General features: G+C 29.3%; 26 protein-coding genes. 24 read left to right on the plus strand and 2 right to left on the minus strand.

Annotated features, from left to right (window positions below):
* The first annotated feature begins 370 nt into the window (after positions 1-370).
* From JHL18_RS24395 to JHL18_RS24465, 15 genes are all read left to right on the plus strand, one after another.
* Entirely contained in the window at positions 371-3,460 is a 3,090-nt protein-coding gene (locus tag JHL18_RS24395) for a type 2 lanthipeptide synthetase LanM family protein (protein ID WP_200274165.1), read from the plus strand.
* A 126-nt stretch (positions 3,461-3,586) separates the two neighbouring features.
* Positions 3,587-3,763: a hypothetical protein gene (locus tag JHL18_RS24400; RefSeq protein ID WP_200274167.1), complete on the plus strand. Its 177-nt coding sequence runs from the start codon at positions 3,587-3,589 to the stop codon at positions 3,761-3,763.
* A 162-nt stretch (positions 3,764-3,925) separates the two neighbouring features.
* The gene (locus JHL18_RS24405) at positions 3,926-4,111 is read left to right on the plus strand and encodes a hypothetical protein (protein WP_200274169.1); all 186 of its coding nucleotides are present in this window, start codon (positions 3,926-3,928) and stop codon (positions 4,109-4,111) included.
* 47 nt (positions 4,112-4,158) lie between these two features.
* On the plus strand, positions 4,159-4,344 hold the full coding sequence (locus tag JHL18_RS24410; protein ID WP_200274171.1) for a class II lanthipeptide, LchA2/BrtA2 family: 186 nt from the start codon (positions 4,159-4,161) through the stop codon (positions 4,342-4,344).
* Positions 4,345-4,459: 115 nt separating this feature from the next.
* The gene (locus JHL18_RS24415) at positions 4,460-7,390 is read left to right on the plus strand and encodes a type 2 lanthipeptide synthetase LanM family protein (RefSeq protein WP_200274173.1); all 2,931 of its coding nucleotides are present in this window, start codon (positions 4,460-4,462) and stop codon (positions 7,388-7,390) included.
* 24 nt (positions 7,391-7,414) lie between these two features.
* Positions 7,415-9,583, plus strand: a complete 2,169-nt coding sequence (locus JHL18_RS24420; protein ID WP_200274175.1) for a peptidase domain-containing ABC transporter — start codon at positions 7,415-7,417, stop codon at positions 9,581-9,583.
* Positions 9,584-9,645: 62 nt separating this feature from the next.
* Positions 9,646-9,885 carry a plantaricin C family lantibiotic gene (locus JHL18_RS24425; RefSeq protein WP_200274177.1) on the plus strand — a complete coding sequence of 80 codons (240 nt, stop codon included), beginning with the start codon at positions 9,646-9,648 and terminating at the stop codon, positions 9,883-9,885.
* Positions 9,886-10,062: 177 nt separating this feature from the next.
* Positions 10,063-11,001, plus strand: coding sequence for an ABC transporter ATP-binding protein (locus JHL18_RS24430; protein ID WP_200274179.1), 939 nt, complete (start codon positions 10,063-10,065; stop codon positions 10,999-11,001).
* Positions 10,967-11,713 (plus strand): ABC transporter permease, encoded by a 747-nt coding sequence (locus tag JHL18_RS24435; protein ID WP_200274181.1) that lies wholly within the window; start codon positions 10,967-10,969, stop codon positions 11,711-11,713. The genes JHL18_RS24430 and JHL18_RS24435 overlap by 35 nt, the downstream gene beginning before the upstream one ends.
* A 52-nt stretch (positions 11,714-11,765) precedes the next feature.
* Positions 11,766-12,488, plus strand: a complete 723-nt coding sequence (locus tag JHL18_RS24440; RefSeq protein ID WP_200274183.1) for an ABC transporter permease — start codon at positions 11,766-11,768, stop codon at positions 12,486-12,488.
* 76 nt (positions 12,489-12,564) lie between these two features.
* Positions 12,565-13,272 (plus strand): flavodoxin family protein, encoded by a 708-nt coding sequence (locus tag JHL18_RS24445; RefSeq protein WP_200274185.1) that lies wholly within the window; start codon positions 12,565-12,567, stop codon positions 13,270-13,272.
* 175 nt (positions 13,273-13,447) lie between these two features.
* Positions 13,448-13,735 (plus strand): putative quinol monooxygenase, encoded by a 288-nt coding sequence (locus tag JHL18_RS24450; protein WP_200274187.1) that lies wholly within the window; start codon positions 13,448-13,450, stop codon positions 13,733-13,735.
* Positions 13,736-13,836: 101 nt separating this feature from the next.
* Positions 13,837-14,169, plus strand: coding sequence for a hypothetical protein (locus JHL18_RS24455; RefSeq protein ID WP_200274188.1), 333 nt, complete (start codon positions 13,837-13,839; stop codon positions 14,167-14,169).
* Between the two features lie 28 nt (positions 14,170-14,197).
* Entirely contained in the window at positions 14,198-14,626 is a 429-nt protein-coding gene (locus JHL18_RS24460; protein WP_200274190.1) for a hypothetical protein, read from the plus strand.
* A 23-nt stretch (positions 14,627-14,649) separates the two neighbouring features.
* Positions 14,650-15,336 (plus strand): hypothetical protein, encoded by a 687-nt coding sequence (locus JHL18_RS24465; protein WP_200274192.1) that lies wholly within the window; start codon positions 14,650-14,652, stop codon positions 15,334-15,336.
* A 92-nt stretch (positions 15,337-15,428) separates the two neighbouring features.
* On the opposite strand, the gene JHL18_RS24470 is transcribed toward JHL18_RS24465, so the two are convergent.
* Complete coding sequence (locus tag JHL18_RS24470) at positions 15,429-15,608, minus strand: hypothetical protein (RefSeq protein ID WP_200274194.1); 180 nt, start codon at positions 15,606-15,608, stop codon at positions 15,429-15,431.
* Positions 15,609-15,660: 52 nt separating this feature from the next.
* Positions 15,661-15,846 (minus strand): hypothetical protein, encoded by a 186-nt coding sequence (locus JHL18_RS24475; protein WP_200274196.1) that lies wholly within the window; start codon positions 15,844-15,846, stop codon positions 15,661-15,663.
* Between the two features lie 391 nt (positions 15,847-16,237).
* On the opposite strand from JHL18_RS24475, the gene JHL18_RS24480 reads away from it, so the two are divergent.
* From JHL18_RS24480 to JHL18_RS24520, 9 genes are all read left to right on the plus strand, one after another.
* Positions 16,238-17,146: an AraC family transcriptional regulator gene (locus JHL18_RS24480; RefSeq protein ID WP_200274198.1), complete on the plus strand. Its 909-nt coding sequence runs from the start codon at positions 16,238-16,240 to the stop codon at positions 17,144-17,146.
* Between the two features lie 382 nt (positions 17,147-17,528).
* Positions 17,529-18,047: a GNAT family N-acetyltransferase gene (locus JHL18_RS24485; protein WP_200274200.1), complete on the plus strand. Its 519-nt coding sequence runs from the start codon at positions 17,529-17,531 to the stop codon at positions 18,045-18,047.
* Between the two features lie 426 nt (positions 18,048-18,473).
* Positions 18,474-18,986 (plus strand): RNA polymerase sigma factor, encoded by a 513-nt coding sequence (locus JHL18_RS24490; RefSeq protein WP_200274203.1) that lies wholly within the window; start codon positions 18,474-18,476, stop codon positions 18,984-18,986.
* The gene (locus tag JHL18_RS24495; protein ID WP_200274205.1) at positions 18,976-20,142 is read left to right on the plus strand and encodes an anti sigma factor C-terminal domain-containing protein; all 1,167 of its coding nucleotides are present in this window, start codon (positions 18,976-18,978) and stop codon (positions 20,140-20,142) included. Before JHL18_RS24490 ends, JHL18_RS24495 begins: the two co-directional genes overlap by 11 nt.
* 198 nt (positions 20,143-20,340) lie before the next feature.
* Positions 20,341-21,300, plus strand: coding sequence for an acetylxylan esterase (locus JHL18_RS24500; RefSeq protein WP_200274207.1), 960 nt, complete (start codon positions 20,341-20,343; stop codon positions 21,298-21,300).
* A gap of 207 nt (positions 21,301-21,507) precedes the next feature.
* Positions 21,508-21,825 (plus strand): Imm53 family immunity protein, encoded by a 318-nt coding sequence (locus JHL18_RS24505; RefSeq protein ID WP_200274209.1) that lies wholly within the window; start codon positions 21,508-21,510, stop codon positions 21,823-21,825.
* Between the two features lie 38 nt (positions 21,826-21,863).
* Positions 21,864-22,583: an SGNH/GDSL hydrolase family protein gene (locus JHL18_RS24510; protein WP_200274211.1), complete on the plus strand. Its 720-nt coding sequence runs from the start codon at positions 21,864-21,866 to the stop codon at positions 22,581-22,583.
* A gap of 414 nt (positions 22,584-22,997) precedes the next feature.
* Positions 22,998-23,282, plus strand: coding sequence for a DUF3846 domain-containing protein (locus tag JHL18_RS24515; protein WP_200274213.1), 285 nt, complete (start codon positions 22,998-23,000; stop codon positions 23,280-23,282).
* A gap of 409 nt (positions 23,283-23,691) precedes the next feature.
* A complete protein-coding gene (locus tag JHL18_RS24520; protein WP_200274215.1) occupies positions 23,692-24,297 on the plus strand; it encodes a GNAT family N-acetyltransferase in 606 nt (201 codons plus the stop codon).
* Positions 24,298-24,346: the final 49 nt, after the last annotated feature.

A 24,346-nucleotide genomic window follows, 5' to 3' on the forward strand; every position in this document is an offset into this window, starting at 1 on the left:
ATCTTTTTAAATTTTTGTAGAATTATAAGTAGAGTTTATTAAGATATAGGTTTAATTATAAAATTGTCATGTAGATAGTAAGATTGGCATAGATAAAATAAATACGTTTAGAAGGTGAGTGGAATCTATTTTTAGTAGAATTCGCTTACCTTTTTTTCCTGAATAATATAAAATGTGTCCTAAAATGGTCTGAATAACTAAATGTTCTATTTATGATTAATAAGAGATACATTAAGGAAAATATATTTAACAAAATTACAATATATGTTATTAATAAATTGTCCCTGATTTCCAGTGAACGATAAGAAGGGTTACATATACTTCTAGAAAATGAAAAAAAGATACAAATATTAAATGGATAGGTGATAATATGGAGATTACTACGCAAGATGTTAAAAAATATTGGTTAAAGATAGTTCCGGAGGCTTCCAATGAAGACAAGCTAAGAGAATTAACTAAGAAAGTTTCGGAATGTGATATTGATAATTTAGCAGATGCTTTATTGAATAAAGAAATTATAGATGAAAATTTTAATGATATTTTGAATGAAGAAAGATTTGATAGATTAGATCAGTTTGTTTCAGAGTTCAGAAACACAATTCCATTTTTCTTTTTTTATGAACCGTATATCAATTTATGCCTTAAAAAGTGGGTGGCGCTAATAAGTGAATTAGACCTTGTATATAACATAGAGAAATTTTTTAACGAGTGCATATATAGCCTGTTACAGCAGCTATCAAGTTATGCATCTAGGGTTCTTATTTTAGAGGTTAATATTGCTAGAATGGATAAAAAATTAAAAGGTAATACAGATAGAGCTAGATTTGAGTATTTTCATTTCTCAGTATTGAATGATAAAAAATATTTATCGAATTTATATTCAGAATATAAAGAACTCACTAAAATAATGCGAGTAAAATCGGAACATTACTTTGAATTTATCTATGAAGTTTTGACCAATATAAAGAATAACTTAGATGATATTTCTTTAGTTTATGAAAGAAATATTAAGGAATTAAAGATTGAAAGTATCAAAACTGGCATGGGAGATGAACATCACTCAGGAAAGACTGTTACAAAAATAGAATTTATAAATGGCTTTAAATTAATGTATAAGCCTAGAAATTTAAAAATGGATATTGGTTTTCAAAGTATTTTAGAATGGATAGAAAAGAAAGAAAAAACAAATATATTACCAATAAAGAAATTAAAAATAATTAATAAAATCGATTTTGGATTAGTTGGGTACGTTGATAATAATGAATGTAAATCAATTAAAGAAGTTGAAGAATTCTATAAAAGAATGGGACAACTTATTGCCATATTACATTCATTAAATGCAGTAGATTTTCATTGTGAAAATATAATTGCTGATGGTGCAAACCCTATGCTTATTGATTTAGAAACCTTATTCCATCCATATGTAAAGGTTCATTATGATGGGTATGAAACTGAGTCTCAAAAAATGGCAAATACGGTTATAGAAAACTCAGTACAGTCAATAGGTATTTTACCTTATTATCTGATGAATGAAGAAAACTCTGATGCAATGCTTGATATAAGTGGTCTCGGTGGTGCTACAGATCAAAAATCACCTTTCAAGTCTTATGTGATAAAAGATCAGAATACCGATCATGTGGAAGTAATAAGAGAACATTTAAAAATGGAACCTGAAAAAAACAATCCAAAATTAAACGGAATGATTCAGAAATCTGAATGCTTTATTGATAATTTAATAGACGGGTTTAAAACTAGTTACAATGTAATACTGGCAAACAAAGAGCAGTATTACGATTTAATAAAAGATATTTTTGAAGGTAGCATCAATAGGATAATACTAAGACCTACTAGGGATTATACTCAATTGCTTAATACAAGCTACCATCCGGATTTACTAAGAAATTACGAAGATAGAGTTGTATTTTTTAGTAGGATAGGAAGTAATATAGACGAAGATAAGAATGATATCGTAAAGCTGGAGTTTAATAGCTTACTTAATACCGAAGTTCCTTGCTTTAATTGTAAGCTGAATTGTAGAAATATATATGATATGAGAGGAAACGAGTATATAAATTTCTTAACTGAAACTCCTTTAGATACAGTATATAAAAGGATTATGTCCTTTTCAAAAGAGGATTTGAATTTACAGTTAAGAATCATTGAGATTGCATTTAAGAGCAAAGAGAATGATTATGATAAAGATAAAACACCAATAAGTTTTGATAAGCTTAGAGGTAAAAAAACTAGTATTGATACGACTAAATATATAGATTTAGCAGTTGAAATTGGAAATTATATTTTAGAGAACAGTATTTTAGATAGTAGTGATAAGAACAATAGAACATGGGTAAGTGCTATATTATCTGGAAGAAATGAAGTAGGCGTAGGAATAAGTCCAATAGGAGACGATCTTTATAATGGAAATGGAGGTATTGCACTATTTCTCATATACCTAGGATTTGTTACAGGTAAGGAAGAGTTTATAAAAGCAGCTAGTGAAGCTTTGGAATCCAGGAGGAAATTTATAGACAATGCACCTAGAAATCATCCGTTTTCTATTGGAGCCTTTAACGGGCTAAGTGGAACTATTTATGTATTTGATAAGCTTGTTAGATATAGCGGAGTAGAATCTGATAAAAAATATATTGAAAAATATATTAGATATCTAGATGATATAGTTTTGATGGACAAACAATACGATCTGATAGGTGGATCAGTTGGGTGTATAGCTGTGCTATTACCAATGATAAAAGCTAATAATTATCCTGAATTGGATTCTATTATGAAATCAATAGTCAATAAGTGCTGTAAACACTTAATTAATGAAAAGGAAAGTACTGATATTGGCGGAGTAGCTTGGGGACATATAATGAAATCAACAGGATTTTCACATGGAAATGCAGGGGTAATAGCATATCTTAGTCAACTACTAGAAGAGTGTTGGATAGAAAATACAAGTGATTTGAAAGTGGTAATAAAAGAAGCACTTGAGTTTGAGCGGGCTCTATATATAAAAGAAGAAGACAATTGGTTTAAGACTAATAAAAAAGAAGAGATTGCCTTCGGGTGGTGTCACGGGGCACCAGGAATACTGCTAAGCAAGTGCCTAACAAAGTTTTCTTCCTTTGACGATAATAATTTGGATCAGGAGATTAAGAGTGCTTTGGTTACAACAAGAAGAAAATCTTTCGGAAACAATCCATCTTTATGTCATGGAGATTTAGGTAACTTAGAAATATTATATATAGCTGCAGAGAAGCTAATGGATAATAAACTAAAGGATGAATGCAAAATGATATTTGATGATATTTACGAACAGGTAATCACTCAAAGATGGAAAGGAAAGTCCTTTAGAGGGGTTGAGTCCTATAGTTTAATGGTCGGTTTGGCTGGATTTGGGTATTCACTACTTAGGTTTTCTGCTCCTGATGCCATACCATCTGTACTATTTTTAGAGTAAAAATACCTTGATACAAATTTAATCTGCTATGGATATGAAATTAAGATACTAAATTAATATTTATAGTAGAAATTTTTATATATTATTAAAGTTTTAATGATGTAAATAAAGAAGGAGGTAAAATTTATGAAAGATTATAAACAATTAACTGGATTTATTGAAGTTGAGGAGTTGGAAAATGTTTCGGATGAGTATGGTGGAACTGGAACTCCATGCGCAGTAATTGCTACAGTAGGATTAACTATAAAAGTTGCAACTGCTGTAGTTTGTGAAACTGGAGCATGTACAGGATATTGCCATTAATAAAATAAAGCCTGTATAAGCTAATAATTGTAAAGCTATATTCAAAGCTTGCCTTAGTTTTGATAGGAGGTTTGCAAAGTACATTTCAATTAGAAAGCTATATTTCTTATAGAGAACAATCAAGAATTCATTATAATAGTGTTAATATTTGGGAGGTAAATTATGAATAGATATGATGATATAACAGGATTTGTTTCAGTAGAAGAACTTGAAGAGGTTTCTACAGAAGGACAGGGAGCAGGAACTCCTGCAATAATTACAATTGTTACTTTAATTACAAAGGCAACTGTAAGTGTTGCAACAGTTGCAGTTTGTGAGACTGGTGCTTGCACAAGTTACTGTAAATAAAATATAAGATAAGCTTAAGAATTATAAATTATAGGGAGGATTCTGCAATGGAAAATAAGTATAAATTATCAACCGGTTATGTATCTGTTGAAGAACTAGAAGAGATATCAAATGAAGCTGATGTTGTAGGTGCATTTACAACTACACTAGCATGTGCAATTACAGGATTGACAGTTATAGTAGTTACTGAAGTAGCCTGTCCAAGCAAAGCGTGCACAGGATATTGCAAGTAATAATACTAGCAATCATTATAACTATAGATTAATTTAGTTTTAACTCCATAGCAGATTAATTTGTATATAAAATTAATACTATTATAATGCTTATATTTTGAAGGGATGTATGAGGATGATAAATGTAGATTACGTAAGCCAAGTGAAGCAAATAATAAATAACCATATGAATATACAAGATTCAAAAAGCTTACAAGTAAATAGACTTGAAAAAACCAATATATTTGATAATTTTTATAAAGAAATATTAATCTTTTTTGAATTAAGCCTTAGAGATATATTATTAGAATTAAATAATAAACAATTTAATATAGATGTTGATAAAGTAGTGCTAAATTGTCTAGTTTCATTTCGTATGGATATGATTGATTTATGCAAAAAAGTTTTAATTTCTGAACTGTATAAAATGAAAGAAAATAATCAATTGATGGGAGAAGACAAGTTCTCTAGATATGAATATTTCGAAGATCTTCTTACTGGTGAAAAAAGGATGAAGATTATCGAGGAAAACCCAGTATTAGCATTTTTAATTTTAAATAAGAGTGAGACTAAAATAAGTCACCTTAGAGAGTGCTTAGAAAAGCTTGTAAATGACTTTGAAGAAATAAAAGAAAAGTTTAGTTTAAATATTAATGTACTAAATAAGATATCTTTAGATGAAGGGGATACTCATAATGGTGGAAAGTCAGTTATTATATTGGAGTTTCGTGGCGATAAAAGAGTAGTGTATAAACCTCACTCTATGGATGCGGATGAATCTTTTGGTAGATTTTTGGAATATATAAATGCTGCTAATTATTTGAGGTACGACTTAAAATTATCAAGGGTAATTAACAAAGATACCTACGGTTGGCAGGAGTTTGTAACATATGTGGAATGCGAAAATGAAGAGCAAATCAAGGCTCATTTCTATAGAATAGGTGCTTTTATAGCAATATTTAATATAATAAAATCTAAAGATTTTCATTACGAAAATCTTATAGCACATGGTCAATACCCTGTACCGATCGATTTAGAAACAGTGTTAAGTAATAGAAAGGTACAGTTAGGGGAAAGTGAAAGTTTTTATAGTCTAGCTGAAGCATATGCTCGAGAGATAGATCAATCTATTTATGGAACATTGATGATTCCACAAAACCTTGAAATGCTAAGGTTTGATGTGGACATGAGTGGATTGAATGGGGGCATTGGATCTACAGAGGATATTGAATTTAGTAGAATATTAAATGTGGGGACTGATGAGATAGGCTATGAGAGAGTTAAAGGAAGTATTGATGAAAAACAAAATAGAGTAAGATTTCAAGGGAAGTTAGTTGAACTGCAGGATTATGTACCTGAAATTGTAATGGGATTGGATGAAGGCTACGAATTTTTTATAAGCAATAAAGAAGAGATAATGAATCTAATCGGAGATAATGAGATATTTAGTGGTAAGTATAGGCAAGTATTAAGAGCAACAGCCAAATATGTTAAGTTTATAGATGCTGCAATTCATCCTGTATATACAGATAAATTTGAAAGTAGAGTTAAAGTGTTTTCTTATTTATTTGGGAAAAATAAACTTAATGAAGAGACAAAATGTAGAATTGAATCAGAAATAAATCAATTGTATAAAAATGATGTTCCATATTTTTGGGCGGATTTTAATAGTAGGGATTTGTATGGAGCTGATGGAACTTGTTTACCAAACTACTTCGAAAAAACAATGCGTGAATTAGTATTAGAAAGAATTGGACTAATAAATAAAAAAGACAAAGAGAAGCAAATACTCTATATTAAAGGATCAATAGCTAGTCTTGTTAATATTCAAGATTCACATAACTTCAAACAAAGGTATGTTAGTAGAGCTTTTGATAATGCTAGTTTAAAAGATATAAGTGATAATAAATTTATTGAGTTAGCTATAAAGATTGCAGAACATATAGAAGATATTTGTATCTGGAATTCTGCAAAAAGTAAATGTTCCTTTATGGCTCTTAACGTTCAGTTAGAGGGGACCATAAAGTATGGCTCATTAAATAGAAACTTATATGAAGGTGCAGGGGTTATTCTCTTTTTTGCAACACTTGCAAAAGAAACAGGAAATGATAATTATAAAAACATAGCATATTCAATTATAGAAGGATATGAAGAAATCTATAATAAACCAGAATTTGAGATGACATCTCCAGGTGCTTTTACTGGCATAGGATCATTATTGTATATCTATTATAACTTATGGCAGTTATTTAACGATAGATTCTTTTATGATAAATATAGACAGTGTGTTCAGAACCTATTAGATTTAAGTTTTTCAAATAAACAAATTGATGTTATAGATGGAACTGCTGGCTTGAGCATAATCCTTTCAAATATTTACTCAAAGGAAAATGATACTATAGTTCTTCAATTAATGCAGAAGTGCGGGGAGAGTCTATACTCTGAATTGTCTAAATCATATGATAATTACTTAACTGGTTTTTCTCATGGATATGCAGGATTTAGTGCAGCACTATTTGCTCTATCTCATCATCTAAAAAACGATGAGTACTACGATTTAGCTAAAGCATTAGTAGTAAAAGAGAACCAACACATAGATTTTGAAAAAGGTAATTGGATGGATCTTAGACATGAGAACAAAGAGTCTGATCCTGTGTACTGGTGCCATGGTGCTTCAGGAATAGCTTTATCAAGATCTATTTCAAAAAGATTTCTAAAAGATGTTGACATAAATATGGTAGACAAGGATATAGAACGTGGAGTGAAAAAAACGCTTGTTGAGGGCTTTAATGATGATATTAACCATAGCCTTTGTCATGGAAGTTTAGGAAATATTGATTGTCTTTTATCAATAGCTAAAACTTCCAATGATCATATGCTGATGAAAGAAGTATATGAGATTACTAATAAGATATGTAACAATATGGTGGCAACTGGTATAGAGTGTGCAAACCCCTTAAAAGTGGAGACTGTTAATTTCATGCTAGGGATCTCAGGAATAGGATATGAATTAATAAGATTGCATAATAGCAGTTTACCATCTGTATTGGCGTTAGAGGTGTTATAAAATAGTTTTGGTGAGGTGATGATGATGAAATCAGAACGAAAAAGAAAAGTTCCATATGTACCTCAACTTATACAAACTGAATGTGGATTTTGTTGCGTAGCTATGTTACTAAAATACTATGGTGACAATAGATCGCTTAGCACTTTGAGAGAATATGTTGATGTTGGAAGAGATGGTTTAAGTCTAAGAAATATTATGGATTTAATGAAGAAACTGAACTTTGAGGTTAAAGCATACAGAAGTAACTCAATGGGCTTGAGAAAGATAACCCTACCTGCAATAATTCATTGGGAAAGTAAGCATTTTGTGGTCCTTGAGAGTATTAATGAGAAAAATGCAGTTATAGTAGATCCTAGTATAGGACGGAGAAAGATAAGTATTGAGGAATTAGATGAAAAATTTTCGTCATATTCCTTGACGGCCACACCTACAGATAATTTTGTACCTTGTAGGAAAAAAGACAATGTATGGTTTCATTATCTATATCTAATGTTCAAGGATAAAAAGCTGCTGTTTGAAATTATGATTTTTTCCATAATGTCATACTTGATTACCCTATATTTTCCTATACTTATTCAAGGTATCATAGATGGCATTTCCTCAGGGGATATAAAATCTATCTTTAATATAAAAAGAAATTCTGTTATTATTGCTGCATTTATATTATATGGAATTGTGTTATTTATATGTGGGAGGAAACAAGTTAGTTTTAAAGTTTTGATATATAACGTACTTTGCAAAGATATTTTTAAACATCTTTTGAAGTTACCTTATAAGTTTTTCGAGAACAGATCAATTGGAGATATTACATTTAGAATAGAGAGTTTAGGTATAATCCGTAATCTATATTCCGAAAAGTTGATTAGTTTTTTTATAGATTGTGGGAGTATGTTAATAATTTTAGGATATATGTTTAGCAAATCACTATTGCTTACTGGCGTAGTAATGATTTTATTTGTTGGTACAGGTGTCATAATGTATTTTTCTAATAAAAAAATACTTGAGAACAATCATTATGAGATCATAGAATCCTCCAAGTTGCAAACCTTACAAATAGAAATGTTGAGTTCAATTCAAATTATTAAGTCTTCTGGAATAGAAGATGAAATATACAACAGATGGATTAGACAATTTGATTCAACAATTGAAAAATCAAAAATGAGAGAGCTATATCAAAATGGCTATAATACAATTACTATGCTAATCAAAAATTTAGCCCCTTTTTCCATTATTTTTATAGGGGTAAGTATATATGTGAATGGTAATATCACATTAGGAACATTAATATCTTTTTATACAATGGCAAATATGTTCTTTTCTCTTGCAGTAACTTGTTTTATGTCAGTCAATAATTTTTCATTAGTTACTCAATACCTAGAGAGAATAAAGGATATCAATGATCAGAATATTGAAAAAGGTCTAGAAAATAACGGAGATAACGAAATAAAAGGGGCTATAGAGTTAAAGAATGTGACTTTTTCCTTTACAAAGCATTCTAAAGACGTTTTGAAAAATATAAATATGAGAATTGAAAAGGGTCAGAATGTTGCTATTGTGGGTAAGTCAGGATCAGGTAAAAGTACATTAGGAAAGATGTTGATTGGACTTTATATGCCTAAGAGTGGAGATATAATTTTTGATGGAGTGTCTATCAAAGATATAAATTTAAAAAAGCTCAGAAGAAAGATTGGGGTTATACCTCAAGAAATTATTATATTTAATAAGGATATTTATGAAAATATAAAAATGAACAGAGATTTTGTAGACTACGAAATGGTAAAGTATGCTGCTGAAATAACTCAAATTAGTAAAGAAATTGAGGACATGCCTATGGGATACAACACCTTGATATCAAATATGGGAAGTAATTTATCTGGTGGACAGAGGCAAAGAATAGCACTTGCAAGAGCGGTTGTAAATAAACCGCAGATAATAATCATGGATGAAGCTACTAGCTCGCTTGATTCAGTCAATGAGTATAAGATTTCAGAATATTTTAAGAAGACTAAATGTACAAGAATAACTATAGCACATAGATTATCTACAATAATTAATTCAGATAAAATTTTTGTAATGGAAAATGGAGAGATAGTTGAGGAAGGAACACATGATGAACTTATAAGCATGAGAGGTAAGTATTGTGAATTATATGATTACCAAAATAAGGAGTATGTGGAGAATTTGGTTATCTAAAAAGAGCTTACAATGGACAATAAGCCTATTAAATAATATGTGTATATTAGGAGGAAAATATAATGAGAAATATTGAAATGTTAAAAAACCCAGTTTTAAGTAATAAATATTCTGTAAGTGAAAATAACCCTGCAGGAGATCTTTTAGTGGAAATAAGAGAACAAGACTTTACAGACAGTGTAACAGGTGGATATGATAGTGAAGGTTTAGGTAACCAAGGTAAGAAATGTAGCTTGACTAGAGAATGTCAAAGATTATGTAACTGGATAAGCTATGGTTCTGGTGGAGTTTTTGGGTGCTAATTAATTAAGATATATAAATAATTTTTAAATTATTAAAGAGTATAGGCTTATTGTTTTGTAATATAAAATATGACACTTAATCCTTAAGGTTAAGTGTCATATTAAAATTTTAATATCGCTGAAAAATCGCAATGTTAAAGTGAAAGATTCTATAATTGTAAGAGGAGTATATTACTAATGGAGTATATTGTCGAAACAAAAGGATTAAGTAAGAAGTTTAATGACATAGAAGCTGTTAAAAACATTAATCTGAAAGTCCCTAAGGGTTGTATATATGGATTTCTAGGTCCTAATGGAGCAGGAAAATCTACTACTATTCGAATGTTGCTTGGACTAATTAAAATGACTCAAGGTGATGTTGAAATTCTAGGAAAATCTATATCAAAAGAAAGAGTTGAAATATTAAAAGAAGTAGGTGCCTTAGTTGAAACACCATCATACTATGGTAATTTATCTGCATATGATAATCTTGATATTGTAAGAAGAATATTAGGATTAGAAAAAAAAAGTATAGATACTGCACTAGATATAGTAGGGCTATCTGATAATAAGAATAAATATGTAAAAAACTTTTCTTTAGGAATGAAGCAAAGATTAGGAATTGCTAAAGCTATTATTGGCAATCCAAGATTATTGATTTTAGACGAACCAACTAATGGATTAGACCCACTTGGGATAATTGAAATAAGAGAAATGATAAGAAGTTTGCCTGATAAAATTGGAGTTACTGTACTTGTATCAAGTCATATATTGAGTGAAATAGAACAAATAGCCACACACGTAGGTATTGTTAATAAAGGGGTATTATGCTTTCAAGGAACAATTGATGAGCTAATGGCTTTAGGAAAAAATGACGTTAAAGTAGTTGCAGATCCAATTGAAAGTGCCTGCAGCAAAATAAAAAAATTAGGTTACGAAGTTGAAGTTGAAAATAAGAAGATTTTTATAAAAGGTATAGCGGATATACCTAAAATTAATAGAGAACTTGTAGGAAGCGGAATAGATGTATATCATTTAAGCGAAGATAAGGAAACACTAGAGGAGATATTTCTTAACATCATAAGATCGGAGGGAAATACTGATGCTTATAAAATTAGTGAGAATAGATTTCATTAAACTTAAAGGAAATTTTTTGTGGAAGTTGATACTTTTAGTACCAATAATCTCAGTAATTTTAGTTCAGCTACTAATTTATCTCCAATTTAATTCTATAAATCATTTTACAGATCAGAAAGGCGTTAGTGGATGGTTATTGATAATATCCCAAAATAGTGGGCCTGCGCTATGGCCAAGTATAATAGATATAATTATTATGATAATATCTATTGTGGTCTATCAGATTGAGTTTAAGGATAATTCATTGAATACACAAATGTGTTTTCCAATTAAAAAGAGCAAAGTTTTTTTAGGTAAGTTTACTGTAATATATATTTTATCAATGTTTGTAATAGTAATAAATCTCTTTGGGCTCATAATATTAGGAAAGTTAAATAATGTATCAGATACTTTCCCTTTAGTTACCTATAGTAAATACTTTTTATATCAATGCATCAGTATTGCAGGGATAGTTTCTATAAGTAATTGGGTTAGCTCATTATTTAAAAACCCTTTGATACCGTATGTTGTTGGGGTAATTGGATTCATTATTGGACTGGTTTTGCCAAGAGAGCTACCTTACATTTCTTATGTATTTCCATATTCTTATCCAATCTATTCAAGTGGCTTAGGTGGATTTGATACTAAAGTAGCTGTATTAGGTGGCATTATTTCAGGTGCTCTGATATTAGTTATATCTATATTTGAATTTGTTAATAGAGATATAAAATAGCGAATTTTACTCTATAAGAAAATCTAACATTAGGTGTAGAAGGGAGTTAATAATGATAAACGTCTTGAAAGTTGAATTCATTAAACTAAAGACAAGTAGCTTAATTGCTATCATAGTAATGATTACACTAGCTCCTTTATTTAATGGAGTTTCTGTTTCTGACAAGTTAAGTAACATAGGAAGTAATCCCAATACTTTGGAAGCTATATATGATTTTAGTATAAATGGATATACATTAGTAATACTGCCTACAATAATTATTGTAACTTTTGCTATAATCATGAGATTTGAGAGAGTAAGTGGAGGAATGAAAGAAATACTTACCTTACCTGTAACCAAAAAGCAATTATTCTTAAGCAAGTTATTTACAGGAGTTTTACTTATTATGCTAAGTATTTTTTTGTTTTTTACAGTTATTATAATTGTAGCTTTCTTAAAAAACGGGATAACAGAGAAAAGCATCTTATTAATCTTATCTAGAGGGGTGAGTATTTTTTTAGTTTCATTAGGGTTTATGGCAGTGCAATTCTTTCTAAGTTTAAGCTATGAAAATATAAGTGTTCCACTTGGTCTAGGTTTTTGTTTTCTTATCCCCTCTTTTTTATTAAGTGATTCTCGGTATAAAATATTTTACCCATGGTCTTATATGACTGCTGTTAATAGTTCAAATGGATTTGATCGTAATTCTATTATAATGATAACTATAAGCATACTGATTTTTCTTATCGTAAATATACTTGGATACTTTACGTTTAATAGAAAGGATATATGCTAATAACTGTTCATTGAAGTTTTTGATTGTAAACAGCAACAAACGAAGATTGAAGTAATAATGAAAGGTTCTGATAGTGATGAAAAAAGTATTTGTTTATGTGGGAAGTCGTATGGGGAAAAAATCTAGAACTTTAAGATTTATAAATGATGTATTAGAAATAGTGCAAAATCTAAATGATACACAGATAGAAGTTAATATGTATACGGCAGATCAGTTGAATATTAATAATTGCAAGGGTTGTATAAATTGTTTCTTAAAAGGTAAATGTGTTTTAGATAATATGGATGATATGAAAAGAATAAAAGAAGAAATACTAAGTTCAGATATTGTAGTATTTGCAAGTCCAGTTTATGCACATCATGTAAGTGGTGATATGAAAGTGTTTATTGATAGAATAAGCTACTGGGCACATTTGGTAAGGTTGTCAGGAAAGGTTGGAATAGCAGTTGCCACTTCTGGAGGAAATGGTTTAGATTTAACAACTAATTATTTATATAAGATAATGTCATATATGGGAATTAAAGTTGTAGGTAAATTTGGAGTAGAAGCTTATGAAATTAACGATGGTTATAACGGCACTGTAGAAGATTGTGCAAAGCTAATTTTAGAGTATTTACATGATAAGCCTATTGAGTCTGATGAGGTATTAGAATCAGTATTTAGAGTAACAAAAAATATGATTGAATTAGCAAGAGAGTATAAGACGGCGGAATATGAATATTGGGATGAGATGGGGTTGCTCAAGTGCAATAGCTTTGAAGAAGTTTTAAAAATGGTTAAGTGAAATATACGGACTTTAGTTCGTATATTTTTTTATTGTATTAATGGATACAACATGTTATACATGTGGTTCTAACTATTATATTAGAATAATCTGTTATAATTATATAAGTAAGTAAAAATTATATATCTAAAATATTATAAATAAAATTTATATTTAAAGAGAGAAGGCAATAAAAATGATAAAAGTTGTAGCAAAGCATTACGTAGTTTCAGACAAGATTGAAGAGTTGTTAGAGTTATCTAAGGAATTAGTAGCTGCCACAGTAAAAGAAGAAGGCTGTATAAGCTATGGTATGTATCAAGATATAAAAGATAATACAATACTTACTATGATAGAAGAATGGGAAAGCTCAGAAGCATTAAAAAAGCATATGGAATCTGAACATTTTAAAGCCATAGTACCTAAAATGGCTGGATTTATGGAGAAGCCTGCTGAGCTTAATATTTATAGCAAGGTGATTTAATTAAATATAATTTTATGAAAAGCAGACCAGTTAAATGTTGCTCTAATAACTAACTGGTTTGTTTTTTTATAATAATTTATGAAATTCTTGGAGTAAGAGATTTGCATTTTCATATACATTTATTATCCTATGTCTTCATCTTAGGAATATTTTTATCAATATATGCTTTATCAATTATCGTAACCCTTATATCAACTGGTAGACTTAATATAATAAATTTATTAAAAGCTCCACAGGTTATTGATAGGAATGTAATAAATAGTCCTTATATAGGAATGTTAGGTCTTATAATAATCATGATATCATTAAGCATACTCTTAATTAAGTTTGATGGCAGAGGGAATATTTTGCTTGCATGCACAATAGCACTTATTTTAGGGATATATATATTTATATATCAATTTGGTAACTTTATTGCCTATATATTTAAGTAGGAATAGAGCTAACTATCATAAACATATTTTGCTTTTAAGCAATCTAAAATATAAATATGGACAAACTAAAAAAATAATATTCATAATAACTCTAATAGTAATAGTTATTATATTTATTAATGGATTCTATTTAAATCTTATAATGACTGCCAGTAAATCAGCGAAGGAAAATAATCCTTTCCGCGTTGCGTTTATAAGAGAGAACGGAAAAAATAGTATATCGGAAAAAGAAATACAAAAATTGATTAGTAATAGTAAGGATGTTGTAACTGAACACAAAAAACTAGAATTTATAGAAACTAAGACTGATAAAGCAATTATTATATCTGCTGAAGAACTTAGAAAAGTTTCAGATAGTAACTTGACCATAGGGGAAGGGAAATATATAAGACTTTTTCAAATAAATAACTTAAGTGAAAAGGAAAAAAACAAAGAATTAATGACGAAAATAATATAAGTAATAATAGAGTAATTAGAGATTTGGCTAAAGGTTTTAAACTTCAAGATGTTATATTTAGAACATATTTTAATGCACCTGGGTATGTATTAAGCAATTGTATTATATTAAACAATAATGACTATCTAGAGGTGAAAAATTCAATAGGTGTAAATATCGGTGTGGTAGAACTTTATAACTTCGAAGATTGGAAAAAAACTCAACCACTTGTTAAAACTCTACAAAATGCATTTAAAGAAAAAAATAACAATTATGAACCTAATTATGAAGAAAAATATTATCTACAAGTTGCCTCGAGAGTAGGAGCTTATAACGAAAATAATCAAGGTGCAAAGATACTCTTCTGTCTATTTAGCTTTTTAGGAATATTTTTTCTTATAAGTATTTCTGTAATACTGTCACTTAAGTTTTTTTCCGATTTTGATAATGATAAAGAACAATATAAAAAACTATTTAGGATAGGAATGATGGAAAATGAATTTCTTAAACTAAAATGTGGCGAATTGAAGGTTATATTTACTACAGCTCCAGTTATTACTATTCCTATAGCTATAACCTATTCACTTGCTTTTGAGGGGGCAAACTATTTGAGAAATCTTCAAATGCTTCTAAGTGATATAGCAGTAAGTTTTATTTTTATATTACTAGAAGTACTTTACTATAATATCTGTAAAAGAAGTTATAGAAAAAGAGTGTCTACATGGATTTAAGAATTACAAATTAACGAGGTAAGTCGTAGTGGCTTATTTCTTTTTTATTACAAAACTGCAGAGGTCACTTATAATATATTGTTTAAAGTGAACTATCCTTGCTCACTAAGTGATTGTAACTCTTTTAGCGTTTTATTTATAAAACGTTCACCAGTAGAAAATGTTTTAAGTGCAGCTTTAAGATTTCCTAATTCGCAGTAATAAAAAGTAAGGTTGTTATAGTATAGTCCTTTAATTGTTGAAGAGGCGTCTTTCACATTTAGGTTTAGCATGTAATCAATAGCTTTTTGATATTGTCCCTTAAACTATATCCTAGAAGTAGGTTTAGGGCCAATATAGCTTAAGTGATTTGTTTTTTGTCTTATTAATTATAACTTGAGTCTCGTCAATATACCTTTCTAAATCAAAATCTTCATTTACAAATACAAAACCTATGCCTATTATGAGGCCAAGTCCTAATCCAATTAGTATAGAGATTATAATTTTTTTGAAAAATGATTTCATATTCATGAGCTTCCACCTAAAGTGTGCAGTTATACTTTACCACCTTAATTATAAAACATAGATTTATAAGCTTCAATTATAATATATAGTTAAGTATTACTTAGTGTATTATTTATAAGGGCTTTCTATAACTTAACATAGTTAGTTCTCAATGTCTCAAAAATATTTGTATAAGAAGTTATGAGGAATTACTTATTGTGATATAATTTCCATTAGTTGGTTTGGAAGCTATGCTTGCATAAAGTGATTAGTTAATAATAGAAAAGAAAAATAAGACGGTTACTTTTAAGGAGTTATCAGAGAAACAAAAAGGTTAGGAATAGGTGTGAAAGATTGACAATACAAGTCAAGTAAGAAGTGAGTACTCCATGATATCCTTATTTCAGGAGGTGAGGGCATGGAAAGTTTGGAAAAGAAAAATGCTGTTGCTCGTATGGCAAATTATATTGAAGACCATATTAATGAACCAATTACATTAAATATGTTGGCAAAAGAAGCTCAATATTCAGTTTGGTATTCTGCTCGAATATTTAAAGAAATCACTGGTAGGACACCTTTTGATTATATCAGGATAGCTAGATTGTCAAAGGCTGCATTAAGGCTAAGACACAAAGAAAATAGAATTACTGATGTAGCATTTGATTTTGTATTTGATTCACACGAAGGTTTTACAAGAGCTTTTTCAAAACAGTTTGGAATTACTCCAAGTAATTACTGTAATAAGCAACCGTTAATAAAGTTCTTTATACCACAAAATATCCGTGGAAATTACCTTACATTTGAAAAGGGAGTGAATATAATGTCTGAAAATCAAAGTGCAAATACTGTTTTTGTTCAAGTAGTTGATCGTCCAGAGAGGAAGGTAATACTAAAGAGAGGTATCAAAGCTACTCACTATTTTGAGTATTGTGAAGAAGTAGACTGTGAAGTGTGGGATGTACTTTGTGGAATAAAAGAAGCTTTGTACGAACCTATTGGAATGTGGTTACCTAAGAGTTTGCAGGAGGCTGGTACTTCAGAATATTGTCAAGGCGTTGAGGTGCCGATTACGTATTCAGGTGAAGTACCAGAAGGATTCGATTTAATAGAACTACCACCATGTAAGATGATGGTTTTTCAAGGAAGTCCTTATGATGATGAAAATTTTGGCGAAGAAATAGGTAGACTGTGGGATACAATGAAAAAATATGATCCTAAGGTTTATGGTTTTGAATGGGCTGACGAAGAGGCTCCAAGATTTCAGCTTGCACCAATGGGCTATAGAGGTTATATAGAAGCCCGTCCAGTTAGACAATTAAATATATAATGATTTTGAAGCTCTATATTTTTTTGATATAGGGCTTTTTGTTTTGGTGAGATAAATATCAAATATATATATTTTTGAAGTAAAATTCAGTTATGAGATAATGTGCCATTAATAATTAAAGAGATTGTTTATGTGTTTTTGTAACATAGGTGGGATATTTATACATATAAGAAGTAATTTACTCTTAGGATTGAATTACATAAAAATCTGCATAATCATGATATAATTACAATAAAGTGATAAGTAAAGAGTTCCTATGTCGAAAGTTAATTTGTGCTTGTTCGAAAATCACACACCTATGAATTTTAGCATGTATAAATTAATTGTTGAGCTAGGAACTCTATAGTTGATTTAAATAAGAATTATAAAACGGGGGATTTGTATGAAAGAAACCTTTTTAGTAGTACCAAGTAAAGATTATGAAAAGAGCTTCCAAGAATATGCGATATGTTATAAAGAAACAGAGGAAAAGTTCTATTATGAAAAATATAAGAAAGCAATAGAAAACTTTGATGAGTATTTAGAAGAGTTAGAAAATCATTCTAATGGGATAAATGTACCTCTGGATTGGGTTAGAACCACAAATTATTGGTTAGTAAATAATAATAATGTTGTTGGAGTAGTTAGATTGAGACATGAAGAAATAAAAGGAGCAGGGCATATAGGTTATGATATATCACCTTGTCATAGAAAAAAAGGCTATGGTACAGAAATACTAAGACAGGCTATAAACAAAGCTAAAGAAATTGGAATAGAGGAACCTATTGTTACCTGTAACATATATAATTTAGCTTCTAAAAGGATTATAGAGAAGAACCATGGGCTATTGCTTGGTGAAATCTTTGATGAAGAAGAAAATGAAGAGTTATATGAATATAAGATTTTATCAATTAATAAATAGTAATCTTCGGACTACCAGTATGGCAAGTTGTGTTAAGGAAATAAGCAGATAATAAGTTCTCTATTAGCCTGAGTAATATAAATAGCATATGAGTAGAATGTTTTAACACCGTATTATTCTTGTAAGGGTAATAGGGTGTCTTTTATTTATACAACATTTATATGGAAGAGCTTTTGCCATAGTGAAAATCTAAAAATAATAGTTATGTTTAAGGCTACTGTTGAAATTAAGTGGTTATACAGAAGTCGCCTTAACAGCACCAAAATAGAAACTAGCCTGTCTAATCAAATTAAAAAAATGTTATAATTTTTTTGCCAGTAACTGCTAACATTTTGAACTATACAGCGTTATTTATATGGAGAATCAAAAAACTAATATGCATGCAGTTTAGTATGAAGTATTTTCAAATTTAGCTAGGAGAAAGTGATGTACAATGAAGAACTCAACAAAGTCTTAAAAGAAAAGTTTCTTATATTATATAAATATTTAATAAAGAATGGATGTAACCATCATGATGCAGAAGATATTGTGCAAAATTGCTTTATAAAGCTAATAAATAATTTAGCTGGGATTGATATTAAAAAAGTAGATGCATGGTTATTTAGAGTGGCACTAAATGAATTTTATGATTTATGTAGGAAGAGTGCAAGATATCCTTCAGTAAATGTAGATGATAGCACCTTTCTTAATAATCTAACTAGTGAAGAAGATTGCGAAGCTATAATTATTAATAGTTTAATTAGTGGGCAGATATCAACAGTAATGGATAACCTAAAACCAATGTTCAAAAATTTACTTTTGCTTAAATATGATATGGATTTAAGTTATAAGGAAATAGGAGCTTTACTAGATATAAATGAAAATCTTGTGAAAAATTATTTGTTTAGGGCTAGGAAGCAATTTATAAAAGTTTGGGAGGAATTAAAGTATGAAAGATGATTTTGAAAATAAAATTGATGATTTGTTTGATGTTAATAATAAGAAAACTAGAAAGATTATATTGAAAGCAAAATTAAAATCAATAGGAATATTTGCTATCATCATTGCAGTTATTTCATCAATATTATATATAGTAGCCACTAGGGTAGTAATAAAAAATATAGATTCAAAAGTTCAATCTACAATCAGTGAAATCGATCTAAAACTATTAGATAAAAAGAGTAGTGTAGCAGAGGCTGTAGAAAAGGAATATGAGATAATGCATCCTAATAGATACTTAGGTCAGTTAGATTATAGCAAAGGATTTCTTTCTGCAGATATAAAATATGATACTTATAAAGTTATAGGACAAAATGTAGTGGCAACTGAACCTATAGAAAGAGAATTTAATTTAAAAGAAAATCTTATAACAGAGAAAGAACAAGAAGCACATGTTAATGTTTTAGGAAAAGGAGTAAGTACAATAACTCCAGAAAGTCTTCATGATCAGCTTAAGGATGTGGATTTCTTTAACTCTTTAGGTCAAAGAAAGATGTTGTTTTTCTATCCTTTTAGTGATTACAAAGATTTATATAGAAATGATCTGCAAAAGCTTAACGAAGTAGATAATAAAAAAATAGCTGAGGTAGCTGTATCCTTTGATAAGTATTATTCAATAGAAGAAGTAAGTACGATGATTCCTAAAGGTGTAGATATAACCTGGTATTGGGTGGATACACTTTCCGATGAGCTAAAGAGTAATGTATTAAAAAGTGATGAAAATGATACAAGAGATATAAGAGAAGGTTATGATGGTACTAGAAAAGATGGATTGTTTAGGCGTGTGGTTTCTGAAGATAGTGCTATTGGCATAAAAGCTATAGATTTAAATGGTTATAAGATTGATAAGCCTGTAGATAAGTTTGTAGAAAGTTTATACAGGAATAATTATAGTAAAGGTGATTTGAATTCTATTAATAGTGACCAAGTGAATTATTTAAAAAAATCACTAAATATAGTACAAGAAGATGCTTCAAAAGGAACCCTAAAGTATGATTCAAATATTATAAAAACTGGGGGAATAGTGGTTACTGGATCGGTGGAACTAATTAAAGCATTGAAAGATAATCCTCATATAAAAGCAAGTACCTTTGGGGTAATAGCAGATAAATACTAAATTAATAAATGTTATTTATATAAATATGTTGATTTAGTCAGAAGTTTCTTTAAAAACTCTGCTTTAGGATGAGCAGAGTCTTTAAAATTTATACATGTGCGAAAATTCTCAGATGACAGGATTTTCGAACAATTGTAAATTAAATTTTGGAAGAGAAACTATATATAAGGAATACTAAATTTAAGAGGAGGATGATTTATGGGAAGTTATATAGATAGAGTTTCGAAGGAATTGTTTGAATATTTACCACCTTTAACTAAGAAAGAGGATTTTGATGGGTTTTGGCAAGATACAATCAGTATTGCAAAGTCAGTACCTATGAACATAGAAATGGAGTTATATGATTATCCAAGCCCATATGTAGAGGTATACTCAATATCTTATAATGGATTTGATGATACTAGAATTCATGGATGGTATATGATTCCAAGAATAGAGAAGGATAAGGATAAAAAATATCCATGCCTTATACACTATCATGGATTTACATGGAATAGAGGCAAGCCTGCAGATTTCATGCAGTGGATACTAATGGGTGTAGCTGTTATATCTATTGATTGTAGAGATCAAAGTGGTTTAACAGGAAATTCTGCAAAATACTCAAATGGATATACTATAAATTTGAATTGCAAAGGTATACTGGATAAAGAAGAGTATTACTATAGAGCCGTTTATATGGATTGTCTGAAAGCTATTGATTTTGCGTGTGAACAAAAGGAAGTTGATGATACTAAGATAATTATAGAGGGTGGAAGCCAAGGTGGGGCACTAGGAATGGCTGTGTGTGCTTTAGATAAGCGACCATATCTTGCAATGGTTGATGTGCCAAGCAATAGCAATATAGAAATAAGAGTTGAAAATGCTTTTGGTTCTTTTGCTAGTGTAAATGAGTACTTAAAGCTATATCCTAATAAGATAGACGAGGCACTAGATACCTTAAGTTATTTTGATACTATGAATATGGCTGATAAAATAAAGTGTAAGGTTTTGGCCTCTGTAGGGCTTAAGGACACTACATGTCCAGCTAAGCTGTATTTTGCTACTTATAATAGAATAACTAGTGAGAAACAGATAGAGATATACCCGTTTAACGGGCATGAGGGCGGTAGAGAGTTTCATAATGAAATAAAACTTAGATTTTTAAGAGATAATTTATAAAATAATACAAAGTATTAAATTTAAGCATGTTGATTAGTGATAATTGACATGCTTTTTGTTAGTTATATAATCCTTACATTTTGATAATTAATAAAATGATATACTTGTATAATTTTAAGTAGTTTTAAAAACTACATGTTGACTAATTTGAATTACGTGATACAATGTATATATGAAATAAAATTTGTTAAATAAAGGAGAACCTTTATGGTAAATATAGATATTCTTCAGGATTTACATAAAAAGAATAAGAAGTGTGGACTGGGCACTGGAATTCAAATAGTTACGGCCGATGATGGAAATTGGAATGTATTTATAGATTTGTTTAATACAGAATATGAAGGTAAAAGTTTTGATCCAGTAGATGTACATAAAAGTTCGAATAACTGGGTACGATGTTTTAAAGAAAATCAAATATTTAAAGGGTTTGGTGGGGCCGAGAACTTAAAAGATATATTAGAAATATTTAATAAATGGCTTAGTAATAGAGAAACTCAAATATCAAAACATGCAGAACAGTATTAGTAGGATAATGAAAATTTTAGTTTTAAGAGGTGGGTTTTATGGAATATAAGGATAACTATAGTGTAGTTGTATATGGAGATTCTATAACTAGAGGAGTAGTATACGATTGTGATAAGTCAAAATATACAAATATAAAGGATTGTTTTGTAAACTTAGTTAGCAGCAGTATAAATGGCACTGTCTATAATGCTGGAAGGTTTGGAAATACAATAAGAAGAGGAATAAGTAAGATATATAGTGATGTGATAAAAAGATCACCAGATATAGTTCTTATAGAGTTTGGTGGAAATGATTGTGACTTTAATTGGAAGGATGTAGCTGAAAATCCTAATGCAGAGCATGAACCTAACACAGATATACCAACATTTAAAAATATATTACTGGATATGATTGAAACAGTAAAGAATTCAGGGGCAACACCAATCTTAATGACGTTACCACCACTAGACTCTGATAAATATTTTAAGTGGATCACTAGAACAGATAAAAATTTTGAAGGTAACATATTAAAGTGGCTTGGAGATGAAGGCATAATCTATAAATGGCATAGTCTTTATAATGATACAATAAAAGAAGTAGCAGAGAAAACTAAAACTACTATAATAGATGTAAGATCTGAGTTCCTTAAATACATGGATTATAGCAGATTTTTATGTATTGATGGTATACATCCAAATGAAGAAGGGCATAGTATAATAGCTCAAGCTATTCTGAAGTTTGTAAGAGAAAAGTATGGTTATATACTACAAGGTAATTAAATAGATTTATTTTAAATACAAAGAGAGCTTACATTACTTAATGGTAATTTAAGCTGTTTTTTTGTTGTAAAGAAATCAGTCATGAAATGAAAGTGTTCACAAAGTTTAATAAAAAATAGCTTGCTTTTTTAGTGGGTAATATAAAAGTTTTATGGATATTAACTTAGATATTTCAATGGGTTCAGAAGTTTTTTATGATTATACTGTAAAAAATGGAATTTATTCGCCTTTAAGTTTTCTCATATACATTTGGAAAGGCAGAGGGATAAAAAACATGGAATATATTAACTTTTTAATTTTACATGACTTTTGATAATATTACATATGTTGGTTTTCAAGAAAGAATAAACCAACACTGTTGATGGACTACTAGCCCTGTACGTTAATAAATATTTATACCTAAGGGGGAGAGTAATGAAAGTTATTGTATGTGAAGTTAATAAAGAACCATATATTTATGAAATGGAGCAAATTGAAGTGCTGAATACTTTAATGGATGGATATATGAAAATGTTCTTCAATGAAGATTCTTTTGCAGCTATATGCAAAAGAGAGAGTATTTCTAATTTGGAACCTAATAATAGGCTCAATATAAATAATGATTTTATTTTGGTTGGTCTTCAATACGGCAAAATTGTATCATTGTATGATGAACAAATTGAATATATCATCAATACAATTTTAAAAGATACTATTTAAGGAAATTGGTTTACTTGAATGAAGTTCTATAAGAAGTTTTTAAGAGGCTATAGGGAGAAAGTATTAGTATAAAAGCTGCTGAAATATCATTATTATAATAATATGATATATCTGTGTGCGTAATATTTTCAAAATTCAAAAAACGGGGTTTAGTAGTCCATTAACTTTTAATTTGTTAAATAAGTTTTATGATATAGATAGTGGTGAAACAGCTATAGACAAGATGCATAGTAGAAGTATAATTGCTCAAAATCTATACAGAAATATAGATGAGGTTGAGCTTGTTTTCTGAGTAGTATACAATCTAAATGAAATATAAGAAAGTATTGTAAGTAACGGTTTCTCACTTATAATACTTTTTTCTTCTAAGTAAAGTATAAAACACTATAAATGGATAGGATGATGGGATATGATTAGCAATGGTCTTAATGTTAAAGAATTATTAGAACTTAATGGAGAAAAAGTGTTTCTAAAAAAGCTTGGAAAAGAATATGGAGATGATTACTGGAAAGCCATTAGTGAAGGTGATATAGAATCAACTATTTTTACTGGAACACAGCAAGTGTTTAATAAAGAAAACATAGAGAATTACTTACAAAATATATCTTTAGATAGTAGTAGAGTAGATTTTATTATATTCTCAAAGATCACAAAAAAGGTGGTTGGTGAGGTGGTTTTAAATGATATTTATAGAAATAATAGAAGCAGTAATATAAGAATTGTAATATTTAACAAACAAGATTTTAACAAAGGATATGGAACAGAAGCACTAGTATTAGCATTGCAGTATGGGTTCGGAATGCTCAATCTCCATAGAATTGAGTTAGAGGCTTTGAGTTTTAATGAGAGAGCAATAAAAGTATATGAAAAAGTAGGGTTTGATAAAGAAGGAGTAAAAAGAGAAGGTTGGTATTTTAATCATAGATATCATGATTTAGTAATAATGAGCATATTAGAAGATGGATATAGATCTAAGTATATTGGAAATAAGTACGATTTGAAGGCTTTTTTATAAAGAGTAAGTGCTTCACAATTTGATAGAAAACCAGTTTTTAAAACTCCTA

This window comes from Clostridium yunnanense, from assembly GCF_016595795.1.
Taxonomy (GTDB): Bacteria; Bacillota; Clostridia; order Clostridiales; family Clostridiaceae; genus Clostridium_AR; species Clostridium_AR yunnanense.

Bases quoted from the DNA above. Each gene is read 5' to 3' on its own strand.
- JHL18_RS24395 (WP_200274165.1), top strand. From the start codon at position 371: ATGGAGATTACTACGCAAGATGTTAAAAAATATTGGTTAAAGATAGTT.
- JHL18_RS24400 (WP_200274167.1), top strand. From the start codon at position 3,587: ATGAAAGATTATAAACAATTAACTGGATTTATTGAAGTTGAGGAGTTG.
- JHL18_RS24405 (WP_200274169.1), top strand. From the start codon at position 3,926: ATGAATAGATATGATGATATAACAGGATTTGTTTCAGTAGAAGAACTT.
- JHL18_RS24410 (WP_200274171.1), top strand. From the start codon at position 4,159: ATGGAAAATAAGTATAAATTATCAACCGGTTATGTATCTGTTGAAGAA.
- JHL18_RS24415 (WP_200274173.1), top strand. From the start codon at position 4,460: ATGATAAATGTAGATTACGTAAGCCAAGTGAAGCAAATAATAAATAAC.
- JHL18_RS24420 (WP_200274175.1), top strand. From the start codon at position 7,415: ATGAAATCAGAACGAAAAAGAAAAGTTCCATATGTACCTCAACTTATA.
- JHL18_RS24425 (WP_200274177.1), top strand. From the start codon at position 9,646: ATGAGAAATATTGAAATGTTAAAAAACCCAGTTTTAAGTAATAAATAT.
- JHL18_RS24430 (WP_200274179.1), top strand. From the start codon at position 10,063: ATGGAGTATATTGTCGAAACAAAAGGATTAAGTAAGAAGTTTAATGAC.
- JHL18_RS24435 (WP_200274181.1), top strand. From the start codon at position 10,967: ATGCTTATAAAATTAGTGAGAATAGATTTCATTAAACTTAAAGGAAAT.
- JHL18_RS24440 (WP_200274183.1), top strand. From the start codon at position 11,766: ATGATAAACGTCTTGAAAGTTGAATTCATTAAACTAAAGACAAGTAGC.
- JHL18_RS24445 (WP_200274185.1), top strand. From the start codon at position 12,565: ATGAAAAAAGTATTTGTTTATGTGGGAAGTCGTATGGGGAAAAAATCT.
- JHL18_RS24450 (WP_200274187.1), top strand. From the start codon at position 13,448: ATGATAAAAGTTGTAGCAAAGCATTACGTAGTTTCAGACAAGATTGAA.
- JHL18_RS24470 (WP_200274194.1), bottom strand. From the start codon at position 15,608: ATGCTAAACCTAAATGTGAAAGACGCCTCTTCAACAATTAAAGGACTA.
- JHL18_RS24475 (WP_200274196.1), bottom strand. From the start codon at position 15,846: ATGAATATGAAATCATTTTTCAAAAAAATTATAATCTCTATACTAATT.
- JHL18_RS24480 (WP_200274198.1), top strand. From the start codon at position 16,238: ATGGAAAGTTTGGAAAAGAAAAATGCTGTTGCTCGTATGGCAAATTAT.
- JHL18_RS24485 (WP_200274200.1), top strand. From the start codon at position 17,529: ATGAAAGAAACCTTTTTAGTAGTACCAAGTAAAGATTATGAAAAGAGC.
- JHL18_RS24490 (WP_200274203.1), top strand. From the start codon at position 18,474: ATGTACAATGAAGAACTCAACAAAGTCTTAAAAGAAAAGTTTCTTATA.
- JHL18_RS24495 (WP_200274205.1), top strand. From the start codon at position 18,976: ATGAAAGATGATTTTGAAAATAAAATTGATGATTTGTTTGATGTTAAT.
- JHL18_RS24500 (WP_200274207.1), top strand. From the start codon at position 20,341: ATGGGAAGTTATATAGATAGAGTTTCGAAGGAATTGTTTGAATATTTA.
- JHL18_RS24505 (WP_200274209.1), top strand. From the start codon at position 21,508: ATGGTAAATATAGATATTCTTCAGGATTTACATAAAAAGAATAAGAAG.
- JHL18_RS24510 (WP_200274211.1), top strand. From the start codon at position 21,864: ATGGAATATAAGGATAACTATAGTGTAGTTGTATATGGAGATTCTATA.
- JHL18_RS24515 (WP_200274213.1), top strand. From the start codon at position 22,998: ATGAAAGTTATTGTATGTGAAGTTAATAAAGAACCATATATTTATGAA.
- JHL18_RS24520 (WP_200274215.1), top strand. From the start codon at position 23,692: ATGATTAGCAATGGTCTTAATGTTAAAGAATTATTAGAACTTAATGGA.